Source organism: Bradyrhizobium erythrophlei (genome assembly GCF_900129505.1).
Lineage (GTDB): Bacteria > Pseudomonadota > Alphaproteobacteria > Rhizobiales > Xanthobacteraceae > Bradyrhizobium > Bradyrhizobium erythrophlei_D.
Genome location: NZ_LT670818.1, coordinates 7,478,121 through 7,498,616 on the forward strand (window position 1 = coordinate 7,478,121; position 20,496 = coordinate 7,498,616).

Below are 20,496 nucleotides of genomic sequence, written 5' to 3' on the forward strand. Positions count from 1 at the left end.
TGCCCCCAAAAGCGGACCTTCGTCAGCATCACTTCGATGTCCGAAAAGTGCCAATTCCGGAAATGAGAGGCCTTATTCAAGCACCTCGTCGGCGCGGGCGAGCAGCGTCGCCGGGACGTTGAGACCGAGCGCCTTTGCGGTCTTTAGATTGATTGCCAGCTCGAATTTGGTCGGTTGCTCTACAGGTAAGTCCGCAGGCTTTGCACCTTTCAGTATTTTATCCACGTAGACCGCCGAGAGGCGAAAACTGTCGACGATGTCAGGGCCGTAGCTCATGAATCCGCCGCCCTCGAGATAGGCCTTGTTTGCGAAAATCGTTGGAAGACTGCGCCGCCGCGCAGCAGCGCCTATCTCCGAGCGGTTACTTATTGTTGAGCTGTCAGAAATGATGAGTACCGCGCCCGCTCCAGCTTGCGCGGCTCGCGCAAAACCGTCCTCCAAACCATCAGGAATTCGCACGTCGAGAGAGTCGATCGCTATGCCAAGAGCGCGCCCGGCCGTTTCCGCTTCCCGCAACTGACTGACGCCTCCCGCATTCTGAACGTTCCAAAGGACGGCAACCATCGACAACGCTGGCACAATCTCCTTGAGCAACTCGATGCGCTTCTGTGTTAGTTCGGGCGCATACACCGATCGTCCCGTAACATTGCCGCCAGGGCGGGCCAAACTGGCAACAAGGCCGTCGCCGACGGCATCCTGACTGCTTGTCATGACGATCGGTATGGTGGCAGTCGCCTTTTTGGCCACTTGTACCGCTTGCGCACCAGCGGTGACGATAACATCGACCTTTAGCGCCACCAGTTCATCAGCCAGGGCCGGCAGTCGTTCGGTTTTGCCTTCAGTCCACCGGTATTCGATTGTGATGTTACGACCGGCAGCGTAGCCGTGCTCGCGCAGCCCAGACAAGAATCCTTCGTCGAAAGGTCCCGGCCCAGACCGGTCCATGAGGTAACCAATTCGTGGCACCCGTTGTGCATTCTGGGCACGCGCCGCAATCGGCCATGCAGCCAATCCGCCTAGGATCGCAATGAACTCGCGCCGTAGCATGTTCGCCCCCGGCTCTGGAGACGGCACCGTAACAGCACCGACGCATGATTTGATAGGTGCGGAAAACCGGCTTCAATCAAATATCTGCTGGGCCCAAGCGATGGTCGCGGTAGGGACGAGGATTTCTCCTCGCCCCCCGCACAGATCCCGGCGAGCGCTGCTAACGCACCGGGCTCCTCCCTCGGGTCGAACGTCGGCGGCACGCACGCTTGAACCCACATGCGCTCCGGCGCACAGCCGCCAATTGGATCGACGTGGCAGCTCGGCTCAGTGTCCGAACCACGGCCGCCTGTCGGCTGTTCCCCTCGGGTGAGGCCCTTCCCTCCACGACCTCCGCCGGAAGTTGCCTTCCTTTGTTCGGTCGCTTCCTCGGTACTACGACCTCATCCGACTTCTCACCCGCGTACATGCTCGACGTGCGGCTTGTCGCCTTCCCGAGCCGGCCCGGCACACGTCCGGGCACGGATGAGACCTCCCAGGTTCCGCGCAAAGAACTTCCCCACGTGCACAAGGTCTCCGACTGCGCGAGGTTCTTCCCATGCAAGCCATTCGCCATGGGACGATGTTGCCTTCTCTTTCTCAGAATAAGATCGGCACCTCGGAATTAGACCCGTTTCGCAGCTCAATACTTGGCCCGTGGTCTCCCCTGTGAACGCTTCACGGCTGCCCTCGCGAGCAGATCCTCGTGCATCACTCGGGGTCGGGGCGGTTGGCTAGACCTTCCCCGTGGGGGACTTTCACCTCCTATTCTTTGCCAGCTTCCTGGCGCACTCTGAGTTGGGTCAAACTGAGAAGATCTCAATATGAGCAAACGTTTTCCGCTCTTCAGCCAATAGCGGACGTTCCTAGGCGGTGATGCTGAGAGCTCCCAGAGACTCAGTTAAGTTACTCTCGCTCATCCAACAGAGAATCGAACCGAGGCCGATTTTGATTTCAAGTTGTGCCTCTGGCGCTTCACTTTTCTAAACTGTACTAAACCGACGAAGTACGAAGCTTTGGAGAAAAATGCCGTCTCCAGACCAATTGTGCCAAAAATCGGCAATCTCCGGTACAGCCGTGAGCCTCGAAAACCCCACTTTTGCTCGGGGATTTTCGGCCTAATCGTTGACGCAGAAGCCTGAACGCTCGGGCGGGTGGCGGAGGGAGAGGAACTGGGGTCGAACCTTCTCCACGTGGGCCAACGTGGAGGAAAGTAACCCAGCGTACGGCGCGCCTGCAGGCGGCGCCAAGGCTTGGCCAATGGCGGGCGATGCTAGGAAAGGACGACAACGAGCGTTTATAGGGGCAAAGCACCCGCCACCGTTAGTTTCCGGCGTGTGTCATCTCTGACGGCTTGCCGCGGAGCTTGCCCCTCCTTAGCCGGGTATTCTTGGCGCGCAAAACCGGTCCCCACTTTGCTGGAAAACGCTGTACAATGCCGACGAGGTAACGTTCCGGCCGGTGGACGAACATCATGACCGCCACGTCGATGAGCCGAATGGTCCTGCTGGCGTTTGTTGCGGCCTGTGGTATCGCGCTTGTCTTCGCGATCCAGTACTTCCGGCGCGAGCCGCCGGTTGAAACCAAGGCCGCAACCGCCGCGCCGGCGGTTTCAAAGCCGGCATCGGGCGCGCAAGATCAGGGTCCGGACGCGCTTGCAGCGGCGCAAGCAAAAGTAGACGCGGTGGCGGCCGCGCTCGCCGGATCGCCCGTACCGCCGGACAGCGACGACGGCGTGCCGGCGTTCGACATTGCCCGCATCGAGCCGACGGGCGAAGCGGTAATCGCGGGCCGGGCGTCGCCGGGCGCAACAGTGGAACTGCTGCTGAACGGCGAGCTGCATGATCGCGTGGTCGCGGATCAATCCGGACAATTCGTCATGGTCCCGCCCCGGTTTCCCTCAGGCACTTATGATCTGACGTTGCGGTCCAAGCAGCCGGACGGCAAGCAGGCCACGTCCAGACAGAGCGTGGCAGTAGCGATTGAGCCGGCATCAACCGACCGGCCAGTCGTGGCGCTGATGACGCCCGGCAAACCCGCCGTCGTGCTGTCGCAACCGCCTGCGCCAAAGCCGATGGCCGGCGCAGTGGTTGTGGAATCGGTCGAGATCGAGCCAGGCGGCAGGTTCCATGCGAGCGGTCGCGCGCGCCCCGGCGGCGCGGTGAGGCTTTATCTCAACGATACCTTTGTTACGTCAGTAACGGCCGACGCGGATGGACGGTTTGCGGTCACGATCAATCAAGGGGTCGCGCCCGGCAGCTACCGCGTCCGGCTGGACGAGGTGGAGCCTATTTCCGGCGCGATGCGGGCACGCGCCGAGGTACCCTTCAACGTTCCCGACACGATGGTCGCGGCGTCCGTGCCGGCGCAGGCCACAGCCTCCAAGCGGCCGGACAGTGCCGCTGCGCAGCCGCAGCTGGCGGCCGCCGTGGCGAGCGTTCTGCCCGACGGAGGCTCGCCCTCCACCGTGGTTGTGCCGAAGATCGCAACCACCACCGTCTCCCGCGGCGACAGCCTCTGGCGCCTGAGCCGCCAGACCTATGGTGTGGGCACGCGCTACTCCGTCATTTACAAGGCGAACCGGGAGCAGATCCGCAATCCGAACCTGATTCGTCCCGGCCAAATCTTTGTCCTACCAGCGCGGTGATAGAGCGAAGCAGACGGGCGGGGATCGCAAGCGGAATGGGACCTTCTCCACCGGCTCTGGGAGCCAAAAAAAGGACCTACAACCAAGCCCTAATTTCCTGAAATTCGCCTTCCGCGCGAATCAATGGTCGGCTCCGGGGTAGGGTATCGTCGTCGAGAGCGACGTGAAGCTGATGCAGAAAGACCCGGCATCGCTACCGGGCCTTTCTTTTCTTTTGAGCGCTGAACGGTTGGACTTAGAAGTCCATACCACCCATGCCGCCCATGCCGCCACCGCCCGGAGGCATACCGCCGGCACCGGCGTTCTTCTTCGGAACTTCCGCCACCATGGCTTCGGTGGTGATCAGGAGCGCCGCGACCGAGGCTGCGTTCTGGATCGCTACACGCACGACCTTGGTCGGGTCGATGATGCCCTTGGTGACGAGGTTGCCGTATTCGCCGGTCTGCGAGTCGAAGCCGTAGGCATACTGATCCTTTTCGAGGATCTTGCCGATGATCACCGAACCGTCTTCGCCTGCGTTGATGGCGATCTGGCGTGCCGGCCAGGACAGCGCCTTGCGCACGATCTCGACGCCGGTCTTCTGGTCGTCGTTCTTGGTGCGCAGCCCCTTGAGGTGCTGGGAGGCACGCAGCAGGGCGACGCCGCCGCCGGGAACGATGCCTTCTTCGACGGCCGCACGGGTCGCATGCATCGCGTCGTCAACACGGTCCTTACGCTCCTTGACTTCGGTTTCAGTGGCGCCGCCGACGCGGATCACCGCGACGCCGCCCGCGAGCTTCGCAAGACGCTCCTGCAGCTTCTCGCGGTCGTAGTCCGAGGTGGTTTCCTCGATCTGGGCCTTGATCTGCGCCACGCGTGCCTCGATGTCGGCCTTCTTGCCGGCGCCGTTGACGATGGTGGTGTTCTCCTTGTCGATCATCACCTTCTTGGCGCGGCCGAGCATGTTGAGCGTGACGTTCTCGAGCTTGATGCCGAGATCTTCCGAGATCGCCTGGCCGCCGGTCAGGATCGCGATGTCCTGCAGCATGGCCTTGCGGCGATCGCCGAAGCCCGGAGCCTTGACGGCTGCGACCTTCAGACCACCGCGCAGACGGTTGACGACGAGGGTGGCGAGAGCTTCGCCTTCGACGTCTTCCGCGATAATAACAAGCGGCTTGCCGCTCTGCGCCACGGCTTCCAGCAGTGGAAGCAATTCATTCAACTGAGATAGCTTCTTTTCGTTGATGAGGACGTAGGCATCTTCCATTTCAACGCGCATCTTGTCGGCATTGGTGACGAAGTATGGCGAGATGTAACCGCGGTCGAACTGCATGCCCTCGACGACCTCGAGTTCGGTCTCCAGCGACTTGGCTTCCTCGACCGTGATGACGCCCTCGTTGCCGACCTTCTTCATGGCGTCGGAGAGGAACTTGCCGATTTCCGCGTCGCCATTGGAGGAGATGGTGCCGACCTGGGCGATTTCCTCGTTCGAGGTGACCTTCTTGGAGTTCTTGACGAGGTCGGCGACCACGGCTTCCACCGCCATGTCGATACCGCGCTTCAGATCCATCGGGTTCATGCCGGCGGCAACAGACTTGGCGCCTTCACGGACGATCGCAGCCGCGAGAACGGTCGCGGTGGTGGTGCCGTCGCCGGCCGCATCGGCCGACTTGGAGGCGACTTCGCGCACCATCTGGGCGCCCATGTTCTCGAACTTGTCGTCGAGCTCGATTTCCTTGGCAACGGTGACGCCATCCTTGGTGATGCGGGGTGCGCCGAACGACTTGTCGAGCACGACATTGCGGCCCTTCGGACCGAGCGTCACTTTTACGGCGTTGTTAAGAATTTCGACGCCGCGCAGCATGCGGTCGCGGGCATCGACGCCGAATTTGACTTCTTTTGCTGACATAATGATCTCCGTTTTGAACTGTCCCAATCCCAAAGGCCGCGCAACCGGGCGGGTTCTTGATGGATGAGATTTGAGCTTGCGGGCCTCATCCTTCGAGACGCCGGCTACGCCGGCTCCTCAGGATAGGGAAAACTGGCTGGCGCTTACGCGACCTTCTTCTTGGCGGCGGGGACGTCGGTCAGAACGCCCATGATGTCGCTCTCCTTCATGATCAGGAGCTCTTCGCCATCGAGCTTGACCTCGGTGCCGGACCACTTGCCGAACAGCACGCGGTCGCCGACCTTGAGGTCGATCGGGATCAGCTTGCCGGCTTCGTCGCGGCCGCCTGGGCCGACAGCGGTGATCTCGCCCTGCGAAGGCTTTTCCTTGGCACTGTCCGGAATGATGATGCCGCCTGCGGTTTTGTCTTCGGCATCGATGCGTTTGACCACGACACGGTCGTGGAGCGGACGGAACTTCATGCGATCCTCCTTGGCTTTTGATTATTTCTGGATTGGCAGTCGCAATGAGCGAGTGCTAGCCGCACTTCACATAAGCCTGTGACACGGGGGCGCAAGGGCTTCGGCCCACGATGTTTGACTGCAACTTGCGTTTTCTTGGGAAGGAACGCTTGCGGCGATTGCTAGCAGGCGCAGTAGCATGCTGCTAGCGCGTTGATTACCATCACCTATTGAACGTTTTCATTTTTGGCGCGAGAATCATGCATTGCTTTTTCAGGTTGGCCTGGAGGTTGGCATGGTCGAGAAAGATGCAGTTCCAAGGATTTCAGCAAGCAGGTCTTAGGCTACGGACTGACAACAGCGGAAATCGTTTATCGCCGTCCGGATCGTCACTGGCTGCTGCAAACTTACGTCTGGCAGGACTACGATCTGTTTCCGAATTTCCCGGCGCTAAAGGATTTCCTCGCATTCTGGGAAACAAAGCTCGAAGGTCCGCTGTTTGCGGTCACCGTCGCGCACTCCATGATCAAGCCTGCAGAACTACGCGCCGTGGATGGAGTCTTCCGGCTGCACTGATCTATTGTCGCTTCGGCAGCTAGGAAAATTTTGCGTATGAACCATCAGCAAACGAGATCACGAACAGTTCTGCGTAGAGAATAAAGGCTTGTCCAGCAACTGTAGCCATGGCGACCTCCAAGGCCGTAGTGGGTAATCACCATTGGCGATTTTGCAATGCGTCGTATTGATCTGGATTAACCCTGATCGGTCGATCTAGGTCAGCACGGCCCACTTGATCTTCCTTGAGCCTCGCCCATTTTTAAGAATGGGAGGTTCGTCAATAAAGAGACTAGCCCATAGTGGCAGTGTCATACGGCCAAAGCAAAGCCCAGCGCATCAACCCACCAACTGTCAACGAAAGGACCGTCGGTCGATCCGGCGATCTTTTTGTTTTAGGTGGCTTCATCGGGCGATCAAGGCCTCGGAATTATTTCTGGGGTTAAGTGGGTTTTGGAACTGGCCGGCACCTGAACCGGCCACAGGCCCCCCGACTAAATCGGCCTCAGATCGCCCCTGCGCTGGGGCCGTTTCTTTGCCAGGCGAGCCGGTTGAAATGAAGATCGAATTGGAGGGGGACGCCAACTAAGGCGGCCTCTTTCCTAGTGCTTTATCTCTCGAATAACGCCCGCAAGGCGAAACGACGAAGTTTTTCACCCAGCGGTCATATGCTGTCAGCAATTCCGCAGTTCGCTGTATTCGTCCGTAACGGCGCAAGCGGCGGTGGGGCCGGGCCGGCAATATTTTCAAACTAAACCATCATGCTGGTTTCCTTCCCTCTGAAGGCAAGACTTCCCGCGGGGCAGGGTGAAGAGGAACCAGCAAAACTAGGAGACGAGCATGGCCGACGTAACGTACTACGTCGCCCTTCCCTTCGTGGTGAGCTAAGACGGCTCCGCGCCTAGTGGAGTGGTCACCATTGGCGATTTTGCCGCGCGCCGTATTGATCTGGATTAACCTGATTGGTCGATCTACGTCAGCCTTGCTCACTTGATCTTGTTTGTGGCCTGCCCATTTCTGGGTTGGGTTTGATCGATAAGGTTCTCGCACCGGCCAGCGTCAAGGAGAGACCAGTCCCAAAGTGGCAGCGTCAGAAGGCCAAGGGCAAAGTCGAGCGCATCAACCCCAACTGTCAACGAAAGGACTGTCGGTCAATCCGGCGGTCTTTTTGTTTGGGTGCTCGACGCAGTCGGCATGTCTCAAACGAGCCACAACCAGACTCATGCACCGCACCAATGACGAAGCGATGTCCTCCGCGTATGAGGCGTTATGGAATTTCGACGGCGACTATTCACTTCGCTGGGTCGGCTTTCGCCTCCAAAACACCCCAAGCGGTCTTCGGCGCGCGGGGTTAAGATTATAATTGGGTTACGGGATAACGGACCGCCCCTGCCGACAAATGCCGAGCGAATAAGCCTATGCTCCAATGCCGTCCTGCTTCGACATACCTTCCCTAAATCTGGCAAGACGCTCGAGAACAATATTCTTTTCCCCGCTCTGTTCGAGTTTTCCTAACGCGTAGGTTCGGGTGACGCTGAGAAGGAGGTGTTTACCTTGCGCATGACCGGTACCGGTTGAGATGATCGACTTCGCCGACAGGCGAGCGATGATGCTGCTCACGTCGCCCGATGCAAGTTGATCGTCACTGACGATCTCGCGGGCAGCATCGAAACCGAACGGTCCTTGAAATACCGACAATCGCCGAAATACAATACTTTCCTCGTCTGTCAGCGTATCGAAGCTCCAATCCAGAGACGCAGCCAGCGTTCGATGACGCGGGAGCGCCGTTACGCGCCCGAGCATGTGCAGGCTAAAATGGCCATCAAGTAGTTCGGTTAAGATCGGCAGATCGAAGGCGTCCAGCCGGCTTGCCGCCAGTTCGATTGCCAATGGAATCCCGTCAAGCTGCCTGCAGATCCTGGCGACAATCGGAGCGGTTGCCTCGGTGAGTTCGAAGCCCCTCACGCGCGCCGCGGCCCGGTCAGCAAACAGCTCAACAGATGCAAAATTTTGCGTCTGGATGGATCCCAAATATGAACTATCTGGCATCGCCAAGGGACCGAGCCGATGAATTCTTTCACCATCGGCCCGAAGTGGTTCTCGACTGGTCGCGAGCACTTTAGCATTCGGCGCCACAGCTAAGACACTCTCGGCCGCATCTGCAACTGCCGCGACTATCTTCTCGCAGCCGTCAAGCACAATCAAGAATCGGCGATTCGACAGTAACGTTTCTATATCTTTTATGGGATCATTGGTCTGACGGCCGATACCGAGTGAAACTCGGATCGCGTCGGGGACGAGGTTCGGATCCTCGACCGTTGACAGATCGACAAGAACCGCCTCGCTGATCAATTTACGGCTTAGCGCCAAATTCCCAGCGGATAGCGCGACCGTGGTCTTCCCGATACCCCCAGGACCAACGACAGTAATGAGTCGATGACAACTGATGTCATCTAGAAGACGAACTATCTCATCGTCACGACCAACAATTTTTGAAAGCGGTGTTCGAAGACCGCGGCGTAAGGCCGATACGCTCGCGAATGTCACAGGCGCTACGAAGCGATATCCTCGTCGCTGATCAGTTGCCACATAAACATGCCCGGTGCTGGCCTTAAGCGCGCGGCGAAGGTTGGCGATCGCTGTCCGGAGGTTGCACTCTTCAACGTGGACGCGGCCCCAAGCCCGGAGCATCAACGTCTCTTTGCTCACAACTTGGCCGGCATTTTCGACAAGCGCGAGCAAGACGCCGTAGGCCCGAGAGCCGATGCGTAACGGTGTGTCGCCGTGCAGCAACAGCCGGCGAGATGGAATAAGCCGAAACGGCCCAAAGGACACCTCGCTGTCGTCGGAGGCTAAGCTCGTCGCTGGGGGAGCGTCGGCCACTGCCCGATTGGAAGTTGCCGATTGCATCTGTACCTGGAGGACCGCGGCCGTCCTAGTCGCCTGCCGGCCCCCAAACGTCCGAGTCATAAAGTTCATGAGAGCTCCGTCTTAAATCGGCTTGATCCAAGATGCCCCAAGGACATATCGGTCCTTGCCCGCAATAAGAGAAGCGCATAGTTTTAATGGACCCAGTAACAAGGCGAATGAATATGCGTTTGCCCGATCTCGACATCGATCTGTTACGCGCCTTCGTTGCCGTCGCTGATTCCGGAAGCTTTACCAGCGCGGCGGAAGCCGTGGGCCGCTCACAGTCGGCGGTAAGCCAGAAGATTCGGAGGCTTGAAGAGATCGTCGAATTTCCAATATTCGAGCGCACGAGTCGCTGGCTCGCTCTCACTAGCGCAGGCGCTCAGCTCTTACTTGGTGCGCGTCGATTGCTGGATCTGAATGACGATGTCATCAGATCGCTTCGTTCCCCGTCTGCTAATGGCAAGTTGCGGGTCGGAATCTGTGAAGATTTTCTTCCTCTGCAGTTATCCCGTCTGTTAGCGCGATTTCTTCGACTTCATCCCGGCGTCCAACTCGACGTAAACACCAGTCTTACCCACGATCTGCTCGTCGCATTCGACGCAGGCGAACTCGATCTCGTTATCGCGATCAGACAGTTCCAGGAGCGTGGGCGAGTTATATGGCGCGAGCCGATGGTATGGTTCGCTGCTTCTGATTATCGCCTCGACCTGACACGGCCACTTCCATTGGTAATGCTCAGAGCCCCCTGCACTTATCGAGAAGTGATGTTCAAAACATTGGATGCTGTACAGCAGTCATGGGAGACCGCCTGTACGGTGAGCAGCTTGGCGGGGGTACAGGCAGCCGTCGCCGGGGGACTGGGCGTCACCACATTGGGCCGCTCGTTTATTCAGGAGGGCATGCAAACCCTGACAATGCCAGCTAACTGGCCGGCATTGCCTATGACTGAGATTGTTCTGATCGGAGATGACACCGCGGAAAAATCGCTAGCGCAACCATTGGTCTCATTCCTATTGGAAGGGCTACAGGCGCCATCAATTCTCTGAGGTTACTTCAAATTGGCGGAGGCATGACCTTCGCCGCGCCGACACTATTAAAAATATCCGACGTGAGCCCTGGACATCATTTCTTGAGAAGGACGGGACCTGCATCAATCTTGATGCGGAAGAGGGCGTATGGCTTTTGCCGCAGATCCTTGCCCTCGTTGAACTGCGCCGAGCGATGCAATTGATTAGCGGTGAAATAGAGGTAACCATTGCTCGCAACTGATAACGTATCGGGCCAGAGGATCCTGGGATCGTGTGCAATGGTCTTCCATTCACCATCGGCCTCACGTTGCCGAACACTGTTGCGCTCGTAGTCACCAGCGTAAATTCGCCCTTTGTCATCCGCTTCGAGACCGTCAGACGCGCCCTTTTCACCTAGATCAACTACAGACTGAGCGACTGCGTCGTCATTGGACGACCGGTCTCGTAGAAGGGCGGTCGAGACCGAAAAAAGGTGGCGGCTGGACAGTGGGCAGTAGTAAAGGGTGTCGCCGTCTGCGGAAATTGCAATTCCGTCCGACGCGACGTTGAACGGCGCTAGTGCCTTGCCTCTCTCGCGGACCGCTAGGCGCTCACCCTCAACAACGGGGATGAAAGCCGGATCAGGCGATGTCGAGGCATGCCCAGTCAATTTGCGCCAGCTTTCACCGCTATCGAGATCGACAACAATGATCCCGCCGGGACCGCTGACCGACGAATCCGTGATATAGGCAACACCGGCTTTTCCCTGGCGCAGATCGAACCGGACGTCGTTTATGTAAGTAGTCGGCAAAATGGTTTGCGGGGAAAGAACGATCGTCTTGACTACTTTGTCGGTGGCGATATCGACAGCGATTAACTTTGCTCCGCCTGCAAACGGCGTCGAGAATTTTGGCGCCGCGGTGTCTAGAATCCAGAGCCGGTTCAGCGCATCGATCACGACGCTCTGCACGCTGCCGAGCGTCTCGCCCGGACGATTCGGGTCGAAGATATTGATCGCGGCATTGGGATACGCAATGACCTTACCGTCCCTAATCTCACCAACGGTGAAGGCAACCTCGTCACCCCAGCGTGGAAAATTGATAAAGATTCGCTCATCTGTCGTGACCGTCACGCCGGTCGGCATCGCGTCATGAAACTCGAAAACCTGTTCAAGTTTTCCGATCGCACGATCGGAAGCTAGCTGTTTAACCGCTGGGGCTGAAGATCTCGTCATGGTCTTTCCGTGAGTTGGAGAAGCGGCCTCGGACAACGGGCCGAGAGCAATCATTGCGCTTACTAGCACTACTAATCTGACCATCACCGCAACAACCGTTGAAGCGTAGCTGAGTACGTTCCAATTACGTTGCGGCTAATCCACCACGGCGAGGTTTTTTGTCTCGCGCTCGAACCGCTCAAAGTAATCGCTATGGCTAGCCAAGCGAGGTCGAGACGGACACATCCCGCCGTGTTCATTTAGCTGTACTCCTTCTGCAGCGCAGCTACGACGGCGTCACGTCCTGCTTGCGCCACGGCGACGTCCTGTTCCGTCGTTCCCGAGCCAACACCAATGGCACCGACAACCTGACCGTCAAAGACTATTGGAAGTCCGCCGCCCAGATTGACAATGCCTCCATGGCTGGCGGAGCCGAGATTGATCCCGAATTCGAACGGAATCGCACCGGTAGGAGCACCGATCGAAGCCGAAGTCTCTGCTTTCGCAATACTGGGCTTTTGGGCAAGCACGGCAGCGCCCTCCACCCTAGCGAAGGCCAGCAGACTCCCGCCAGCATCCACAACGGCGATACATTCGGGCGCGCTGATTTGCCTCGATTTCGCGACCGCCGCCTCGATCGCGACCGCGGCGCCTGCATACGTCAGTTGTCGTTTGTCCTGAACGAGGGACGTTTTCGCAATCATGGAAATTCCTTTCAACGCTTGGGAGAGCCGAAAAGCTCGGGACGTCGTTGCATCGTTTCAGTGAAAAGTCGCAATTACTTCGCTGTCGCTGCGATCGATGGAGCGCCATCGATCCAGTCCTGTCTCTGGGGTGCAAAGAAATCGATATCGATAGTATCCTCGGTGCAGACGAACTCGTGGGGCGTATTTGGCGGGATCACCAGAACCATTCCGGCCGACATCACGAACTTTCTGTTTTGTGAAACCACTTCGCAGCGGCCTTCGGTAATCCAAGTGATCTGTTCATTGGAATGGTGATGCAGCGGAAACACGCCTCCCTTCTTTACCGTCCACTTCACGAGCGTCGATTGCGTGCCATTCAGGTACTGGCGTTGCACCAACGGCGAGATTTGTTCTATCGGCTGGGCACTGAGCTCGTAGAGAGATGGCAGTATTGCGGAGTGGCCGCTGGGAATCGGCTGCGTGCCTTTTCCTGGTGCATCAGTTACCGCTGGCGCTGCGGACAGGGCTCGCGCCGGACCATCCTGCGCCACAGCCGCATAGGGCGCCAATACAGTGGCTAGTATAATACCCAGATGGTATCGCATTCTATTTCCTTTCGGGCGAACGAACCGAGCAGAGCTTCCATTAGCCATTACGTTAAAAACCCGACAACACAACTTTTCCGAACGAACGACCGCTCTCGACCAGAGCGTGAGCCCGCTTGAGATTGGCGACACTCATTCGTCCAGCATCTTCGGTCAGTGTCGTCCGAAGGATGCTTGCATCGACGAGGTCTGCGACCTCATTCAGGAGCCGGTGCTGCGCGATCATATCCGGCGTGTGATACAGAGACCGAGTAAACATCAGCTCCCAATGAATCGAGACGGATTTTCGCTTGAGGCTAACGATGTCAAGTGACTTGGGATCGTCGATCAGCGCCAATCTGCCCTGAGGAGCGATAACCGCTGCGATTGACGAGAGATGCTGACTTGTTGCGGTCAGACCTGCGACATATTCAACCTGATCGATACCAATGCTCTTCAGAGCTTGATTGAAGGGCTGGTGGTGATCAATCACATGGTGTGCACCCATCTCGTGGCACCAAGCGATGGTTTCGGGACGAGATGCTGTCGCTACAATTGTTAGCCCCGTTAACCGGCGCGCGATCTGGGTCAGGATTGATCCGACGCCGCCTGCTCCGTTGATTATCAGTAGAGTTCCGCCCTGCGTCTTGGTGCCATAAGGTACTCCCAGACGATCGAACAGCAATTCCCACGCTGTTATCGATGTGAGAGGCAACGCGGCGGCTTGGCTGAAGGAAAGCGTTGTCGGTTTGCGTCCTGCGATGCGTTCATCGACCAGATGCAATTCGCAGTTTGTCCCCGGTCGATCGATTGCCCCGGCATAGAATACCTCATCGCCCGGCTGGAACAGCGTCACACCTGATCCGACCGAATCCACCACACCGGCTGCGTCGAAGCCAAGAACCCGCGCTTCACCTTTAGGAGGTACCGCGCTAGCCCTGCTCTTGACGTCGGCGGGATTGACTGAGACGGCTTTAACCGCCACGCGCAAGTCAAGCGCACCAGGAAGCGGTGTCGGCAGATCAAGATCGACGAGAGAGTCCTCCGCGGCGATGGGCCGTGGAATCCGATAACCAATCGCCTTCATTTTGAAATTCCCTTGCACTGCATCGTTCGAGCCTTGATCAGCATCGGTGACAACGTATGCGGCTAGATGAGAGGAGGTACCGTCGGATCGATCTCGACCTCTATCAGATGCGGGCCCTTCGCCGACATGCCGCGCCTTAACGCGTCGCTGAGGGCGTCGTGCTCGCTCACCCTCTCGCCGGAACAGCCGTATCCAGCGGCTAGCGAGACGAAGTCTAACCCCGGCAAGTCGAGGCCGGGAACGCCTGGCGTGTCCAATTGGTGCGCAAAGGCCTTCAATATATTATAGGCGCCATTGCGCGGTATGACGAATACGACTGGCAATTTATGCTGCACGGCTGTCCAGAGCGCTTGTATGACGTAGTTGGCCGCACCGTCACCGACGATATTGACGATTTTGCGATTGCTTCCCTTGTCGCGCTCTGCCAGCGCGACACCAACCGCAGCGGGAAGGCCATAACCGAGCACGCCGCTCGACATTGAGTAGAATGACCGCGAACGGCTGGTGGGCAACCGCTGGCGCAGCGCTTTCAGCGTCGACAGCGATTCCTGAACTAGAACACTGTCATCAGGACGCGTCTCATTTATCGCGTGGTAGAGGAAGTCCGCTGTGATCTTCACGCCCCGAACTGGAGCGGCCAGTTTTGGCCGGGCGGGAGGAAGCACACGATCGGACTTGGCGACAAGCTCGGCAAGAACGGCGCAAGCCCGACCCGGATCAGCCAATATGCTCTGCCCAACAGGGGCACGTCCTGCCTCGCTCGGATCGTCCGTGATGTGAAAGAGCCGTGATCCGGCGGGTATATAATCGCCCGCGACATAAGGGTAATACCGAAACACCGGAGCACCTATGACCGCGATTACATCATGACCTTCGAGCTGCTTGCACAGCGGTCCGATCGCGCTGGTGAGCATGCCCTGATAGAGCGGATGGGTTTCCGGGAACCCCGGCCGGCCTTCGGCAGGTGCAGCCCATACTTTGCAGCCCAGGCGCTCAGCTAACCGAACCGCATCGTCCCAACCGCCACTTTGATCGACGGCACCTCCAATGATCAGTACCGGCGAACGGGCTTCCGACATAGCTTCAACCATTGGCGCCAGGTATTTAGGATCGGCGCCCAAGTGCCTACTGACTGAACGGATCTCAGGCAGTTGAGGACAGGGCCGGTCGACGTCGTCCATCGGAATGGAAAGGAAGACGGGACCGGCCGGCGGCTGCACCGACATGGCGTAAGCCCGCATCAGAGCACCCGGGACATCCTCAGGCCGCGCCGGCTCATAAGCCCACTTCACGAAAGGCTTTGGCATTTCGAGCGGCTGCGTGTTCGTGAGATAGGGCTCGATCAGCAGCATTTCTCGCGTCTGCTGCCCAGCCGTAATGATAAGGGGCGCACGATTGTACCAAGCACTTTCGATGTTACCTAACGCGTTACCCATGCCGGCGGCGGTATGCAGATTCACCAGCACAGCTTCGCCGGTCGCCTGCGCATAAGCGTCGGCCATCGCTACTGCGGGAGCTTCCTGCAACGCCAGTACATAGCGAAAGTCCGCAGGAAAGTTCTTCAGCAAAGTCTCCTCGGTAGACCCAGGATTGCCGAATATCGTGGTGAGCTTCAAACGGCGCGCCACCTCGAAGAAAGCCTGTTGAACGGTCAGCATCTTGAAATCTCCAATTCTGGTTCGACGGGCTAACCGCCCTGATTGACCCCGGGTGGCGGGGCGCCGACGGGCGAAACACTGACCAATCGTCGATTGACGAACTCGCCAAAGCCCAGCTCAGACAACTCGCGGCCGTAGCCGGAATTCTTGATTCCCCCAAAAGGAAGTTCGGGCGCCGTCCAAGTGGAATGATTGACAAACACCATCCCGCTTTCGACACGCGCAGCTACTTTCTTCCCTTGTTCGATATCAGCGGTGAAGACCGATCCTCCAAGGCCGAACGGTGTCGCGTTGGCCAACTCGATCGCCTCATCTTCGGTTTTCACCACGTAAACGCTTGCGACTGGCCCAAACAGTTCCTGTGAATAGATCGGGTTATCCTTTGTGATGTCGGTCAGGATCGTCGCTTCGATGTAGAAGCCCGGTCGCGCGATCCTGTTGCCGCCGATGACAACCTTCGCACCGTTCTTTTTTGCGAGGTCGATCTGATGCAGGAGGCCCTTGAGCGCTTTCTCCGAGGAAACCGGACCGAGCTTCGTGCATGGATCGTTGGGATCGCCGACCTTCAACGCACTCATTCGAACCTTAAGCCCCTCTAAAAATTCCTTACCGCGTTGCTTTCCGACAACAATAAAACGCTTTGCCGCAACGCAGCTCTGACCTGTATTGTTCATCCGCCCCCACAGCGCATTGTCGAGAGTGGGCTCCAGGGGCGCGTCTTCGAGCACGATGAAGGGATCGCTTCCGCCCAACTCCATCACCGATTTTTTTAGGTTGCGGCCCGCCCGCTCCGCGACGGAAGCGCCAGCTCTTTCACTGCCAGTGACCGTCACACCACGGATCCGAACATCGTCGATCAGACGGCCGACCTGATCGAAATTCGCAAAGAGATTGGTGTACACTCCGGCTGGAGCGCCAACTTCGTCAAAGAGCCGCGCGAATGCCGTGGCCGATTGCGGGACGCTACCGGCGTGCTTGATCATCACCACATTACCAACCACCAACTGCGGCCCCGCAACCCGCGCGAGTTGGTAGTACGGGAAGTTCCAAGGCTCGATCCCGAGGATGATGCCGAGCGGCAAAGTCTCGATTGCGTTACCTGGCGCATCTGGAACGGCCTGCGGTTTCAAATAGCGGTCGCCATGTTTGGCGTAATAATCAAGAATGTCCGCGGAAAGCGCGATTTCGCCGCGTGCTTCCACGAGCAGCTTGCCCATTTCTAGCGTTGCATATCGGGCAAACTCCTCCGCGCTATCGCGCAGCCTACCGGCAACGGCGGATACTATCCTTGCGCGCTCTACAACGCTCCGATGCCGCCAATCTTGTTCATAGGTCGCTTGTGCGCGCCTGACCGCTATTTCCAGATCGGCGTCCGAAATATCAGGAAAAGTCTTAATTACTTCGCCATTTGCCGGGCTGACAGTCTGATAGGTCATGTCGCTCTCCAGGATCGGGGGCCTTATTCGGTCAGCGAACATTGCTGATCCGCCACTAGCTCGGAGGCTAGATGTCGATGGCGTACTTGCTGACGCCCTTCTCATTCCAATCGATGCCGGTTCCTGAGCGAGCAGATGCCGTCACCTGACCACCTTCCGGCTCGAGCGGCTCGGCGAGAATCGGGTTCGCCCAATCCACCCATTCCAACCAATGTGCTGTTGGTGTCACCCGCAACAGATGAGCGGCGATTTCAGGATAGAGATGATTTGAAAGCTGAATGCCGGCAGCACTGGCTATAGCGGCGGCACGAAGCCATCCGGTGACACCCCCAATTCGCATCAGATCTGCCATGGCATAGTGCACGGCACCGGCAGCCAGGAAGGTGAATAGATCCCGCGGCCCGTAGTAATTTTCACCCATCTGCAAGGGCGTGCGGACCTGATGCGCAAGCTGGGCGTAGCCTCGAACGTTGTCATATGCGATCGGCTCCTCGAACCAATACAAGTCCTCATCATCAAGCTCGTGACATCGCCTTATCGCATCGCCAAGGCCAAGCGCTTGATTGAAGTCCACCATCAGGTCGATATCGGTCCCCACCCCTTCGCGAACCGCTCTAATCGCTGCGAGGTCGTCCCTCACATGGGTGTTGCCAAGGCGGAGCTTCATGGCCGAGAAGCCTCCCTCGGCCTGCAAAGACCGCGCTTCTGCGGCGATAGTGCCGACTTCGTGACGCCAAAGACCATTGCTATTGTAGGCGCGGACGGGGCCCAGCGTACCGCCCAGAAAGACCGCTAACGGCAGATCAGCTGCTTTCGAGAATGCGTCCCAGGCCGCCATGTCGATGGCCGACATCGCGATCGTCGAGATTCCAGAGACTCCAACTACGTTCAGCGCTTTCATGGCGCCTTCAAACGCATCGAATGGCGCGATCGATTTACCGTTGAGGGCTTCGCCGAGGTCGCGCACTTCGGCAACAACGGCCGAAACTGCAGAAAGCCTATAGGGCGCAACATAGCTTCGGCCCACAATGCCGCTGGTGGTCTCTATATCGACGAGAACCAGGGGCCAACGATCAAACCGTCCAATCCCAGCAATCACCGGTCGTCGTAGCGGCACTAGGACGGCGCGAACTTTCACATTCTTGAACAAGATGGGAGCGATCATCTGCTTGCCCACCGATGTTCGCTTTGGAGATGAGCCTCGACGAACCAAAGCCACTTGTCGGTAGCTCGTGAGATCTCCGTGAAGATATCGGCAGAGTCTGCGTCGCCAAACTCTCCACAGAACTCAATCGCCGCGCGCACGTTCTTCCCAAATACAGCTAGCGCCGCACTAAGTGCTTCAACGTGTTCGTGTCCACTTGAGGCGTTTGGGTATTCCGGAAGTGCTGATCGAGCCGCCACACTTCGTGCCGTACCGCTAACAATCCCACCGACCTGAACTCCGCGTTCCGCGATCAGATCGACAAACTCCTCTACCTGCTCGTTGATCCGGTCGAACAGCTCATGCAGAGCAATAAACGACGGCCCTTTAATATTCCAGTGCGCCTGCTTGCACTGAGTTTGGAGATCCACCGCATCGGCTAAACGGGCATTGCACAGCTCTGCAACAGCGGTTCGCGTGTTTTCAGATAGATCGTTCTTGGTTTTGTACACGCTCGTTCCTTTCGGCGCGGAAGCGCGCCCAAGACTTGACGCGCATATCTCAGCCGAACTTGGCAAAGCCGTCACGTGGGTACTTGTGGTTTTATGAGAGGGCATCCGAAGTTCTTATCTGGCCGAATTTCATTTTGATCCACGCGGCGCTGACAGCAAAAACTTCGCGAAGGGCCGTGGCTGTTGCGATACACGTGATTTTACCGCCACGTGAAGTTGCGTCCCCGGATGTGAAGATTTGTGAACGAGGCGTTCACAGACATTTGAGGATCGTTAGCCGCTGCCAATTTATCGGCGCCGCCGAACGGGGCGGCCCTATACTTCGATTTGAATCGCGGTGAAGCTGAACGCGAAGTTATGTCGCGCCCTTGGGCGACGCACAGGCTGAGAGGTCATTGTCATGCCGCCTGGTCGACACCGCGCTGCGGAGATGTGGTCATGAAGAAGATCATGCTTGGGGCGGCGCCATTGGCCGCTAGCGCCGGTCTGGCGACGGCCCAGACGAACGCACCAACCTTATCGCTCGTTGCTGAGAGCCAGGCGATGATTTGGAATGCTGTCACCCTCGACCGGGGCCGCATCTTTGTCAGTGGCCCGCGCTGGACGGGCTCCCGCGGCCCTCAACTGGCGCTGCTCGACGGGAAGGGTAGGGCTGCGCCGTTTCCGGATGTGGCCTGGAACGACTGGAGTCCCGGCAAAGACCCCGCCTCGACCTTCGTTGATGTCAATGCGCTGCACCGTGCGCCCAACGGCGATCTCTTCGTGGTCGATACCGGCAGCCCAACGTTCGGCGGTGCTCCGTTGCCCAACGGAGCGAAGGTCGTGCGTATCGATCTCGGGACCGATAAAGTCATTCGCATCTATCGCTTCGCCGCCGACGTTGCCCTCCCCGGCGGCTATATCGACGATATTCGGATTCATGGCGACACGGCTTATCTTACCGACGCGGGAAGACCCGGGCTCATCGTGCTCGACTTAAAGACGGGAAACGCACGGCGCGTTCTAAGCGGGGCGCCATCCGTGACGGCTTCCAACCGTCCAATCGTCGTCGCTGGTGAAGTGGTGCTTGCGCCGGATGGCAAACCGCTCAAGGTCCACAGCGATCCAATGGAGCTCAGCCCAGACGGTCGCTATCTCTATTTTGGACCGTTGAATGGGCCGTGGTCACGTATCGAGACGCAATGGCTCGATGACCCCCGCGCCAACTCGGCCGATCATGTCGAGCCTTGGGCGGAGCTTCCGCCGGTTGGCGGAACCGCGATGGCGCCGAATGGCGACCTATATTTTACCGATCTGGCCGAAAACGCTGTGAAACGGCGTACTTTCGACGGTCACATCCAAACCATCGTCAGTGATCCGCGTTTGCACTGGGTTGATGCGCCCTATCTGGACAGCGAAGGCTCGCTCTGGCTGCCCGTGCCGCAGCTGGACCGCATCGGCATCTTCCACGGTGGGAGATCGAAGATTGCTTGGCCGACACAGCTGTTTCGCCTCACCTTCAACGGCACCCCGACTAAATGAAATAGAGCTTACGCGGTGACGAACGGATGCCTCAGCTAGCACCTACCCGCCGCCTGCAATCCCATTCGCGGATCAGACGTTATGGAACGTCGATGTCCGCTCTTCTCTCAACAGCGGACGTTGATCCTGGCAAACATTAGGTCCGCTTTGTGCCATAACCGGACTCATGCGCCGCAGCC

Annotated in this window: 16 protein-coding genes; 4 read left to right on the plus strand and 12 right to left on the minus strand. The window is 58.1% G+C overall.

Annotation, left to right across the window (positions count from 1 at the left end; genetic code table 11):
• Positions 1–72: 72 nt before the first annotated feature.
• The gene (locus B5525_RS35030; RefSeq protein ID WP_154073627.1) at positions 73–1,047 is read right to left on the minus strand and encodes an ABC transporter substrate-binding protein; all 975 of its coding nucleotides are present in this window, start codon (positions 1,045–1,047) and stop codon (positions 73–75) included.
• 1,453 nt (positions 1,048–2,500) lie between these two features.
• Here B5525_RS35030 and B5525_RS35035 point away from each other — a divergent pair.
• Complete coding sequence (locus B5525_RS35035; RefSeq protein ID WP_079570441.1) at positions 2,501–3,673, plus strand: LysM peptidoglycan-binding domain-containing protein; 1,173 nt, start codon at positions 2,501–2,503, stop codon at positions 3,671–3,673.
• A gap of 235 nt (positions 3,674–3,908) precedes the next feature.
• Here B5525_RS35035 and groL read toward each other — a convergent pair whose 3' ends face one another.
• Together groL and B5525_RS35045 are read right to left on the minus strand one after the other, a co-directional pair.
• Entirely contained in the window at positions 3,909–5,561 is a 1,653-nt protein-coding gene (groL, locus tag B5525_RS35040) for a chaperonin GroEL (RefSeq protein ID WP_079570443.1), read from the minus strand.
• Between the two features lie 143 nt (positions 5,562–5,704).
• A complete protein-coding gene (locus tag B5525_RS35045) occupies positions 5,705–6,022 on the minus strand; it encodes a co-chaperone GroES (RefSeq protein ID WP_079570444.1) in 318 nt (105 codons plus the stop codon).
• A gap of 243 nt (positions 6,023–6,265) precedes the next feature.
• Between B5525_RS35045 and B5525_RS35050 the strand changes: the two genes are divergently transcribed.
• Complete coding sequence (locus B5525_RS35050; RefSeq protein ID WP_079574204.1) at positions 6,266–6,577, plus strand: usg protein; 312 nt, start codon at positions 6,266–6,268, stop codon at positions 6,575–6,577.
• 1,395 nt (positions 6,578–7,972) lie between these two features.
• Here the strand turns inward: B5525_RS35050 and B5525_RS35055 are convergent.
• Entirely contained in the window at positions 7,973–9,466 is a 1,494-nt protein-coding gene (locus tag B5525_RS35055) for an ATP-binding protein (protein WP_172900038.1), read from the minus strand.
• A gap of 182 nt (positions 9,467–9,648) precedes the next feature.
• Between B5525_RS35055 and B5525_RS35060 the strand changes: the two genes are divergently transcribed.
• A complete protein-coding gene (locus tag B5525_RS35060; RefSeq protein WP_079574206.1) occupies positions 9,649–10,515 on the plus strand; it encodes a LysR substrate-binding domain-containing protein in 867 nt (288 codons plus the stop codon).
• A gap of 76 nt (positions 10,516–10,591) precedes the next feature.
• Here the strand turns inward: B5525_RS35060 and B5525_RS35065 are convergent, their stop codons facing one another.
• The 8 genes from B5525_RS35065 to dps all read right to left on the minus strand — a co-directional run bounded on the left by B5525_RS35065 (position 10,592) and on the right by dps (position 18,796).
• Positions 10,592–11,710 carry an L-dopachrome tautomerase-related protein gene (locus B5525_RS35065; RefSeq protein ID WP_197687876.1) on the minus strand — a complete coding sequence of 373 codons (1,119 nt, stop codon included), beginning with the start codon at positions 11,708–11,710 and terminating at the stop codon, positions 10,592–10,594.
• A gap of 239 nt (positions 11,711–11,949) precedes the next feature.
• Positions 11,950–12,393, minus strand: coding sequence for a GlcG/HbpS family heme-binding protein (locus tag B5525_RS35070; protein WP_079570449.1), 444 nt, complete (start codon positions 12,391–12,393; stop codon positions 11,950–11,952).
• Between the two features lie 74 nt (positions 12,394–12,467).
• Positions 12,468–12,980 carry a cupin domain-containing protein gene (locus B5525_RS35075; protein ID WP_079570450.1) on the minus strand — a complete coding sequence of 171 codons (513 nt, stop codon included), beginning with the start codon at positions 12,978–12,980 and terminating at the stop codon, positions 12,468–12,470.
• 52 nt (positions 12,981–13,032) lie between these two features.
• The gene (locus B5525_RS35080) at positions 13,033–14,046 is read right to left on the minus strand and encodes a zinc-binding alcohol dehydrogenase family protein (RefSeq protein WP_079570452.1); all 1,014 of its coding nucleotides are present in this window, start codon (positions 14,044–14,046) and stop codon (positions 13,033–13,035) included.
• A gap of 62 nt (positions 14,047–14,108) precedes the next feature.
• On the minus strand, positions 14,109–15,704 hold the full coding sequence (mdlC, locus tag B5525_RS35085; protein WP_079570453.1) for a benzoylformate decarboxylase: 1,596 nt from the start codon (positions 15,702–15,704) through the stop codon (positions 14,109–14,111).
• A 29-nt stretch (positions 15,705–15,733) separates the two neighbouring features.
• Positions 15,734–17,140 carry an NAD-dependent succinate-semialdehyde dehydrogenase gene (locus B5525_RS35090; RefSeq protein WP_079570455.1) on the minus strand — a complete coding sequence of 469 codons (1,407 nt, stop codon included), beginning with the start codon at positions 17,138–17,140 and terminating at the stop codon, positions 15,734–15,736.
• Positions 17,141–17,207: 67 nt separating this feature from the next.
• On the minus strand, positions 17,208–18,317 hold the full coding sequence (locus B5525_RS35095) for an enolase C-terminal domain-like protein (RefSeq protein ID WP_244567693.1): 1,110 nt from the start codon (positions 18,315–18,317) through the stop codon (positions 17,208–17,210).
• Entirely contained in the window at positions 18,302–18,796 is a 495-nt protein-coding gene (gene dps / locus B5525_RS35100) for a DNA starvation/stationary phase protection protein Dps (RefSeq protein ID WP_079570457.1), read from the minus strand. The genes B5525_RS35095 and dps overlap by 16 nt, the downstream gene beginning before the upstream one ends.
• Positions 18,797–19,234: 438 nt before the next feature.
• On the opposite strand from dps, the gene B5525_RS35105 reads away from it, so the two are divergent.
• Positions 19,235–20,317 carry an L-dopachrome tautomerase-related protein gene (locus tag B5525_RS35105; protein ID WP_079570458.1) on the plus strand — a complete coding sequence of 361 codons (1,083 nt, stop codon included), beginning with the start codon at positions 19,235–19,237 and terminating at the stop codon, positions 20,315–20,317.
• Positions 20,318–20,496: the final 179 nt, after the last annotated feature.

Coding starts and splice junctions, on each gene's coding strand:
- B5525_RS35070 (WP_079570449.1), bottom strand. CDS start 12,393: ATGATTGCGAAAACGTCCCTCGTTCAGGACAAACGACAACTGACGTAT.
- B5525_RS35075 (WP_079570450.1), bottom strand. CDS start 12,980: ATGCGATACCATCTGGGTATTATACTAGCCACTGTATTGGCGCCCTAT.
- B5525_RS35080 (WP_079570452.1), bottom strand. CDS start 14,046: ATGAAGGCGATTGGTTATCGGATTCCACGGCCCATCGCCGCGGAGGAC.
- B5525_RS35030 (WP_154073627.1), bottom strand. CDS start 1,047: ATGCTACGGCGCGAGTTCATTGCGATCCTAGGCGGATTGGCTGCATGG.
- B5525_RS35035 (WP_079570441.1), top strand. CDS start 2,501: ATGACCGCCACGTCGATGAGCCGAATGGTCCTGCTGGCGTTTGTTGCG.
- B5525_RS35045 (WP_079570444.1), bottom strand. CDS start 6,022: ATGAAGTTCCGTCCGCTCCACGACCGTGTCGTGGTCAAACGCATCGAT.
- B5525_RS35090 (WP_079570455.1), bottom strand. CDS start 17,140: ATGACCTATCAGACTGTCAGCCCGGCAAATGGCGAAGTAATTAAGACT.
- B5525_RS35065 (WP_197687876.1), bottom strand. CDS start 11,710: ATGACGAGATCTTCAGCCCCAGCGGTTAAACAGCTAGCTTCCGATCGT.
- mdlC (WP_079570453.1), bottom strand. CDS start 15,704: ATGCTGACCGTTCAACAGGCTTTCTTCGAGGTGGCGCGCCGTTTGAAG.
- B5525_RS35060 (WP_079574206.1), top strand. CDS start 9,649: ATGCGTTTGCCCGATCTCGACATCGATCTGTTACGCGCCTTCGTTGCC.
- groL (WP_079570443.1), bottom strand. CDS start 5,561: ATGTCAGCAAAAGAAGTCAAATTCGGCGTCGATGCCCGCGACCGCATG.
- B5525_RS35055 (WP_172900038.1), bottom strand. CDS start 9,466: ATGCAATCGGCAACTTCCAATCGGGCAGTGGCCGACGCTCCCCCAGCG.
- B5525_RS35105 (WP_079570458.1), top strand. CDS start 19,235: ATGAAGAAGATCATGCTTGGGGCGGCGCCATTGGCCGCTAGCGCCGGT.